General features: G+C 72.5%; 6 protein-coding genes and 1 rRNA gene. 5 read left to right on the forward strand and 2 right to left on the reverse strand.

Going from position 1 to position 7,306, the window contains the following annotated elements:
- Window positions 1-5: 5 nt before the first annotated feature.
- Genes ACFY15_RS25075 through ACFY15_RS25095 form a run of 5 tightly spaced genes read left to right on the forward strand, consistent with a single transcriptional unit; the run spans window position 6 to window position 6,537 of the window.
- Complete coding sequence (locus ACFY15_RS25075; protein ID WP_390691529.1) at window positions 6-1,346, forward strand: hypothetical protein; 1,341 nt, start codon at window positions 6-8, stop codon at window positions 1,344-1,346.
- Window positions 1,343-2,902, forward strand: coding sequence for an SCO6880 family protein (locus ACFY15_RS25080; protein ID WP_390691523.1), 1,560 nt, complete (start codon window positions 1,343-1,345; stop codon window positions 2,900-2,902). Before ACFY15_RS25075 ends, ACFY15_RS25080 begins: the two co-directional genes overlap by 4 nt.
- A 19-nt stretch (window positions 2,903-2,921) precedes the next feature.
- Entirely contained in the window at window positions 2,922-4,340 is a 1,419-nt protein-coding gene (locus tag ACFY15_RS25085) for an ATP-binding protein (protein ID WP_390826079.1), read from the forward strand.
- A gap of 5 nt (window positions 4,341-4,345) precedes the next feature.
- Window positions 4,346-6,397 (forward strand): hypothetical protein, encoded by a 2,052-nt coding sequence (locus ACFY15_RS25090; RefSeq protein ID WP_390826080.1) that lies wholly within the window; start codon window positions 4,346-4,348, stop codon window positions 6,395-6,397.
- Between the two features lie 11 nt (window positions 6,398-6,408).
- Window positions 6,409-6,537 carry a hypothetical protein gene (locus ACFY15_RS25095; RefSeq protein WP_390691526.1) on the forward strand — a complete coding sequence of 43 codons (129 nt, stop codon included), beginning with the start codon at window positions 6,409-6,411 and terminating at the stop codon, window positions 6,535-6,537.
- On the opposite strand, the gene ACFY15_RS25100 is transcribed toward ACFY15_RS25095, so the two are convergent.
- Window positions 6,534-7,097, reverse strand: a complete 564-nt coding sequence (locus ACFY15_RS25100) for a GNAT family N-acetyltransferase (RefSeq protein WP_390691527.1) — start codon at window positions 7,095-7,097, stop codon at window positions 6,534-6,536. The genes ACFY15_RS25095 and ACFY15_RS25100 overlap by 4 nt on opposite strands.
- 116 nt (window positions 7,098-7,213) lie before the next feature.
- A 5S ribosomal RNA gene (gene rrf, locus ACFY15_RS25105) occupies window positions 7,214-7,306 on the reverse strand; the annotation flags it as partial.

The raw sequence follows: 7,306 nt of genomic DNA on the forward strand, positions 1-7,306 counted from the left end.
GCGGCATGTCCATGACGGCCTTCGTTGCGGCCGTGCACGCCAGCCTCCTGCTCCTGGCGACCCGTGCGATGGCCGCGCCGACGCCCACCCCCACCTCGCCGGTGACGCCCGGTGCGACCCCCGGTGCAACCCCCGCGGGAACCCCGCAGCCCAGCAACAACCCCTGCGAACTCATCAAGGCGCCGGCACGGGACTACTGCGAGAACGGCAACGGCCCCGCATCCAGCGGCGCGCCGCGCACCGGCCTGTCCCCGGGCGACCCGGGCACCGACGCCCTCAACCCCCTCGCCTCCCTCGCCCGCGGCTGCGCCGACGCGGCCGCCTGGATCGTGGGGAAGCTCAGCGAAGCGGTCAAGGGCACCGCCACCGTCGACTTCACCAACGCCGCCTTCCTCCAGCAGTACGCGGTCGTCTTCGCCGCCAGCACCATCCTCACCCTCGTCCTCTGGCTCCTGGCCGTCGCCAAGCGTGCCATCCGCGGCGTCCCCCTCTCCACCGCCCTCTCCGAGGCCATCGGCTTCCTCTGGCTGACCGTCCTGGCCTCCGCCTTCACCCCGCTGATCCTCTACACCGTCGTCTCCGCCACCGACGGCGTCACCGACGTCATCGCCTCCGCCACCGGCAGCCAGGGCGACGTCTTCTTCGGCTCCTTCACCGACGCCCTCAAGAAGGGCGAGGACATCGGCGGCGGCCCGATCATGCTGATCGTCGTCGCCCTCGTCACCGTCCTCGCCGCCGGCGTCCTCTGGCTGGAGCTCGTCATCCGCGCCGCCCTGCTCTACGTCGGCGCCCTCCTCGGCACCGTCGTCTACGCCGGACTCGTCGACCGCAACATGTGGGGCCACGTCCGCCGCTGGGCCGGCATCATGATCGCCGTCATCCTCGTGAAGCCGGTCATCGTCATCGTCCTCGGCCTCGCCGGAGCACTCTCCGGCCAGAAGGGCCCCAACGCCTTCTCCGCCGTCGTCTCCGGCCTCGCCATCATCCTCCTGGCGATCTTCGCCTCCGCCATGATCTACCGCTTCGTCCCCGGCTTCGGCGACGAGATCGCCTCCGCCCGCAGCAACCGCAAGCAGGCCACCGACGGCGCCCAGGCCGCCGCCGTCATCAGCTCCCCGGCCTCCCTCGTCTCCCAGGGCATCAAGACCCACAGCAGCCGCGGCGGCGCCCACCGCGCCGGAGGCGGCGGCTCCACCGGCGGCGACGCCAACCAGATCTCCGGAGGCATGGCCGCCCACAGCAGCCGCGGCTCCGGCAGCGGGACCGGCGGCGGGAGCCTCCCGCCCGCCGCACCCCCGCCCCGCACTGGCTCGAGTACGAGGAACACAGGAGGTGACGGGCGTTGACGACCCAGTCCCACCAGCTCCACCCGGTCGCGCCCCGCCGCACGTATCTCATCGGCCGGGCCCGGCCGAACGCGATCGTCGGCAAGAACCGCGAAACCGGCGAGATCGCCCTGATCATCGTCGGCGCGTTCCTCGGCATGATGAGCGGACTGCTCGTCCCCGACCTCACCCTGCGCATCGTCAGCCTCGCCGGCTTCCCGCTGCTCGCCCTCGCCGCCGTGTACGTCCCCTACAAGGGCCGCACCTTCTACCGGTGGTTCGAGATCAGCCGAAGCTACAGGCGCACCCTGCGCCGCGGCACCACGTACCGCTCCTCCGCCATGGAGGCCGGCACCCGCGCCGCCGACGGCCGCGAGGTCGAAGTCGGCCCGCCCCCCGGAATCGGCCGCATCAACTGGCTCGCCGCGCCCTTCGGCCCCGACGAGATCGCCGTCCTCCTCCACGCCGACCGCCGCACCGTCACCGCCGCCATCGAGATCGAGGGCCCCGGCGTCGGCCTGCGCGACAGCGAGGACCAGGAAGCCCTCGTCGACCGCTTCGGCACCCTCCTCAAGCACGTCGCCAACGGCGACGGCTTCGTCACCCGCCTCCAGATGCTCGCCCGCACCCTCCCCGCCGACCCCGACGCCCACGCCAAGGACGTCGCTCAGCGCGGAGACGGCACGGCCCCCGCCTGGCTGCGCGACTCCTACGACCAGCTCCAGTCGATGGTCTCCACCTCATCGGAGCAGCACCGCGCCTACCTCGTCGCCTGCATGCACTACACCCGCGAGCTCGCCGCCGAGGCCACCACCATCGCCCGCGCCGGCAGCACCAAGGGCCGCAAGCTCGACCGCGACGCCGGCCTCGCCATCGTCATGGCCCGCGAGCTCACCGACATCTGCGCCCGCCTCGCCGAAGCCGACATCCGCGTCCGCCAGCCCCTCGGCCAGGGACGCCTGTCCTCCCTCGTGCACTCCATGTACGATCCGGACCACCCGATCGACCACATCCAGGCCATGACCAAGCGCAACGCCTGGCCCGCCGAGCTCGACGCCGTGGAGCCCACCTACCTCCAGGCCAAGACCCGCGAATCCTCCACCCGCGCCCCCTGGTGCCACGCCACCGCGTGGGTCAAGGAATGGCCGATGACCCCCGTCGGCGTGAACTTCCTGGCGCCCCTCCTCGTCCACACCCCGGACGTCATCCGCACCGTCGCCGTCACCATGGACCTCGAACCCACCGAGATCGCCATCGAGCGCATGCTCACGGAGAAGACGAACGACGAGGCCGACGCCTCCCGCGCCGCCAAGATGAACCGCACCGTCGACCCCCGCGACATCGCCGCACACGGCCGGCTCGACCAGAGGGGTGAAGATCTCGCCAGCGGCGCTGCCGGGGTCAACCTCGTCGGGTACATCACGGTGTCCTCGCGTTCCCCCGAAGCCCTCGCCCGCGACAAGCGCACCATCCGCGCCTCCGCCGGCAAGTCCTACCTGAAACTCGAGTGGTGCGACCGCGAGCACCACCGCGCCTTCGTCAACACCTTGCCGTTCGCCACCGGCATCCGACGCTAGCTGGAGGGAAGAGCCGCCCATGCGAGATCCCATGTCCGCGCTGACGGACGCCTTCACCAGCTTCCTCTTCGGCAAGGTCGAGACCACCCGCCTGCCCGTCCGCACCTCCACCGGCCAGGCCCAGGCCGTCTACCTGCCCACCGCCGCCCCCGGCCTCGGCGACTCCGGTGTGATCATCGGCCGCGAGGTCTACAGCGGCAAGGGCTACATCTACGACCCCTTCCAGCTCTACGGCCAGCAGCTCCCGGCCCCGCACTGGCTCGTCCTCGGCGAATCCGGCAACGGCAAGTCCGCCCTGGAGAAGACGTACGTCCTGCGCCAGCTGCGCTTCCGCGACCGCCAGGTCGTCGTCCTCGACGCCCAGGGCGAGGACGGCGTAGGCGAATGGAACCTCATCGCCCAGCAGCTGGGAATAACCCCCATCCGCCTGGATCCCATCGCCGCCAACGACGACGGGATCCGCCTCAACCCCCTCGACCCGGCGATCACCACGACCGGCCAGCTCGCGCTGCTCCGGACCATCATCGAGGTGGCGATGGGCCACGGCCTCGACGAACGCTCCGGCTTCGCCCTGAAGGTCGCGCACGCCTACGTCGTCGACACCATCCAGGACCGCCAGCCCGTCCTCACCGACATCGTCGAGCAGCTGCGCCACCCCGAACCCGAGTCCGCCCTCGCGATGAACGTCGACATAGACGACGTCCGGGCCTGGGGCCTCGACGTCGCGCTCGTCCTCGACCGCCTCGTGGACGGCGACCTGCGCGGCATGTTCGACGGCCCGACGACGGTCGGCATCGACCTCGACGCCCCCCTGATCGTCTTCGACCTCTCCCACATCGACCGCAACTCCATCGCCATGCCCATCCTCATGGCGATCGTCGGCGTGTGGCTGGAACACACCTGGATCCGCCCCGACCGGAAAAAACGGATCTTCCTGGTCGAAGAGGCCTGGCACATCATCAACAGCCCCTTCGTGGCCCAGCTCTTCCAGCGCCTGCTGAAGTTCGGCCGCCGCCTCGGCCTGTCCTTCGTCGCCGTCGTCCACCACCTCTCCGACGTCGTCGACGGAGCCGCCGCCCGCGAGGCCGCCGCCATCCTCAAGATGGCCTCGACCCGCACCATCTACGCCCAGAAGGCCGACGAGGCCCGCGCCACGGGCCGCGTCCTCGGCCTCCCGCGCTGGGCGGTCGAGATCATCCCGACCCTCACCCCCGGCATCGCCGTCTGGGACGTCAACGGCAACGTCCAGGTCGTCAAACACCTGATCACCGAGACCGAACGCCCCCTCGTCTACACCGACCGCGCCATGACGGAGTCCTCCACCCCCCAGCAGCTCCCCGACGACCTGCTGGCCGCGGAACTCGAAGCGGAGGAACGCGCCCTGTACATCGAACGCCAGCAGGGCACCGGCCCCGGATCCGCGACCACGGTGGCCTGACCGACATGCACGACGCCAGAGGTACGGAGCCCCGCGCGCGCGGCGGCGGCATCCCCGACGGAGCACTGGTCGGCCTCCTGGCCTTCCTCCTCGGGCTCGCCGTCCTGGTGTGGTCGGCCACCGGCCTGGCGGCCCTCTTCGCAAGGGGGGCCTGGCCGGCCACGGTCACCTTCACCCGTACCCCCGGAGCCGTCCGCGCCCTGATAGCGCAACCGCACGACATCCCCGGCGCCTGGCCCGACACCGACCCGGCGGCCCTCTCGGGCTGGGGCCTGTTCTGGGGCCTGTTCATCAGCCAGCTCCTGGCCCTCCTGGTCCTGACGATCTTCACCCTGGGCGTGGTGGCCCGCACGAAGGCCCGCCGCCGCACCCGATCCCGACAGCCGTCCAAGGACCCGGGCGCGGACGCGAGTGAGGGCCCCGGCACCAGGACCCCGGATCCACACCGCCGCCAGGCCGCGGAGCCGGGTATGGACCCCCACGCGGGCCCGGGGCGGCAAGACACCCCTCCCGCGTCCGGGCACCCGGTACCCCGCACGCCCCCCGAAGCCGCACGTCACCGGCCCCGCACGGACGCGCACCCGACCACCGCCCCCGCCCTGGGCCCTGACACCGGCACCGCCCGCACAGGCCCGGCAGCACACCCGGACACGAACCAGGACGCGCCCCGGAACGGAAACGGACCCGAGCACGGAAACGGGCACGGAATCGGGACCGGTGACGGGCCCGGGCCCGGGGACGGGCACCGGACCGGGGACGGGCACCGGACCGGGGACGCGGCCCGAGACGGGCACACAACCCGGCACGGGACCGGGGACCGCTACGCCGCCCCGGCCACCGCCGTCACGACGACACCGGCGGACACCCCCACCCAGACCCCACACGCCCTCCCCGAACACGGCCTCCCCCTCCACGCGCCGGCGACAACCCCGGCCCCGACGCCCCCGGCCACGTTCCCCGGCCCGTCGCAGCCCACGGCAGCCCCCCTGTCCTCCTCCGCCGCACACGCCCCGGTCTCCGCGCCGGCCCCGCCCCGCGGCCCGGCGCACCCGTCCGCCTCCCCCCGCACCCCGGCGACCGCCCAGGAGGCCTACCGCTACGGCTTCGGCTACGCCCCGCCCACCCGGACGGCCCCCGCCCCGCCGGCCCACCGCCTCGCCTACGCGGCCCCCGCAGAACGCCACCACCTCGCCGCCCGGGCCATCGCCGCCGCCGAGGGTTCCGTCCTGGTGGTCACGTCCTCCCCCGCCCTCTGGCAGGACACCAAGGACGCCCGCGCCAAACTCGGCCCGGTCCTCCTCTACGACCCCTCGCACCTGTGCGACACCCCGGCCCGCATGCACTGGAACCCCGCCGACGGCTGCGCCGACCGCGACGCCGCCGCCGCCCGCGCCGTCGCGCTGCTGGCCCCCGTACGCCCCCAGGCCCGGCTCGACGCCGCCGTCGCCGACACCGCGGAGACCCTGCTGCGCAGCTGGCTCCAGGCGGCCGCCCTCGACGGCCTCCCGTTCAAGCAGCTGGCCCGCTGGGCCCAGGGCAACGGCTCCCAGGAACCGGTCCGGATCCTGCGGACCCACCCCCAGGCCGCCCCCGGCGCCGCCGGCGAACTCGAAAGCGCCCTGATCGCCCACCCCGAACGCCGCGAGCAGGCCCAGTACCTGACGGCCCGGGCCCTTTCCTGCCTGACCTCGATCCACATCCGCGAGGCCTGCAACCCGAACCGAACGGACGCGCTCACGCTCGCATCGTTCGCCGCCGAAGGGGGCACCCTCTACGTAGTGGGTGAGTCCCTGGAGGACCCCCGCACCCGCCCGGGTGCGATGCCCCTGCTCACCGCACTCGCCTCGCACGTGGTCGAGCACGGCCGCCGCATGGCCGTACGGTCATCCCACGGTCGGCTCGACCCACCAATGACGCTGGTCCTGGAGGACGTCGCGGCCGTCGCCCCCGTCCCCCAGCTTCCCGGCCTCCTCACGGACGAGGCGCTGCCCCTCCTGGCCCTGTGCCGCAGCCGCGAACAGGCCCGCACCCGCTGGCCGGACTGGCCGGTCGCCTAGGGGCTGTCGTCGTGCTCGGCACCGTCCTCGTGGCCGCCACGGTCTGCCTCCTGGACCTGCCCGAGCGGCTGTTCGCCGACCCCTCGGAGAGCGACCGGTTCGCCCCGTTCGCCGCCGAACGGGCCGGCGACCGGCGCTAGGGCCGCGCGAAGACGTACTCGTGCTCCTTCGCCGACGGGTCGTCCGGCTTGGGGATCACCAGCCCGCTGGCCCGGAACCCGAACCGACGGTAGAAGCCGGCGGCCCGCTCGTTCTCCTCGTGCACGAAGAGCCGCGCCCGCCCGAGCACCGGCTCCTCCCGCGCCCACACCCATTCCAGGGCCACCCCGAACAGGGCGTCGGTGAGCCCGCTGCCCCGCTGCCCGGGCCTCACGAACACGCCGACGACGTGTGCCTGGTCGACGTCCACGACCTTGCCGAGGAAGTCGGTCGTCCCCGCGTCCTCGATGAACACGGATACGGATCCGTCCCACCGCCCGTCGGGCGCCTCGGCGATGATCTGGGCGACGTCCACGCCCTCCGCCGCGCCGGCCGCCCGACCCTGCCAGAACTCGTCGGGCTTGGCGGCGGCTTGCTCGTAGGTTTCCAGGAAGGCCAGCGACGCGACGGGGTCACGCAGCGCGTCCAGCCGCAACTCTTTGACCTTCGCCCACTCGTCGGCCCGCACGGCCCGGATCACATGCTGCTTCTGCTGCTCCATACCCACGCATCCAAACGTTCCGCGCACTGCAGGTCAACGAAATATCGACACCCGCACCTGCCCGTAAACGCAGAAAAGCCCCGCACCAGAAGGTGCGGGGCTTTCCCACAATGATTGTTCGGCGGCGTCCTACTCTCCCACAGGGTCCCCCCTGCAGTACCATCGGCGCTGAAAGGCTTAGCTTCCGGGTTCGGAATGTAACCGGGCGT

This window comes from Streptomyces sp. NPDC001373 (assembly GCF_042895815.1).
In the GTDB taxonomy this organism is placed as follows: domain Bacteria; phylum Actinomycetota; class Actinomycetes; order Streptomycetales; family Streptomycetaceae; genus Streptomyces.

Bases quoted from the DNA above. Each gene is read 5' to 3' on its own strand.
- ACFY15_RS25075 (WP_390691529.1), top strand. From the start codon at position 6: ATGTCCATGACGGCCTTCGTTGCGGCCGTGCACGCCAGCCTCCTGCTC.
- ACFY15_RS25085 (WP_390826079.1), top strand. From the start codon at position 2,922: ATGCGAGATCCCATGTCCGCGCTGACGGACGCCTTCACCAGCTTCCTC.
- ACFY15_RS25090 (WP_390826080.1), top strand. From the start codon at position 4,346: ATGCACGACGCCAGAGGTACGGAGCCCCGCGCGCGCGGCGGCGGCATC.
- ACFY15_RS25100 (WP_390691527.1), bottom strand. From the start codon at position 7,097: ATGGAGCAGCAGAAGCAGCATGTGATCCGGGCCGTGCGGGCCGACGAG.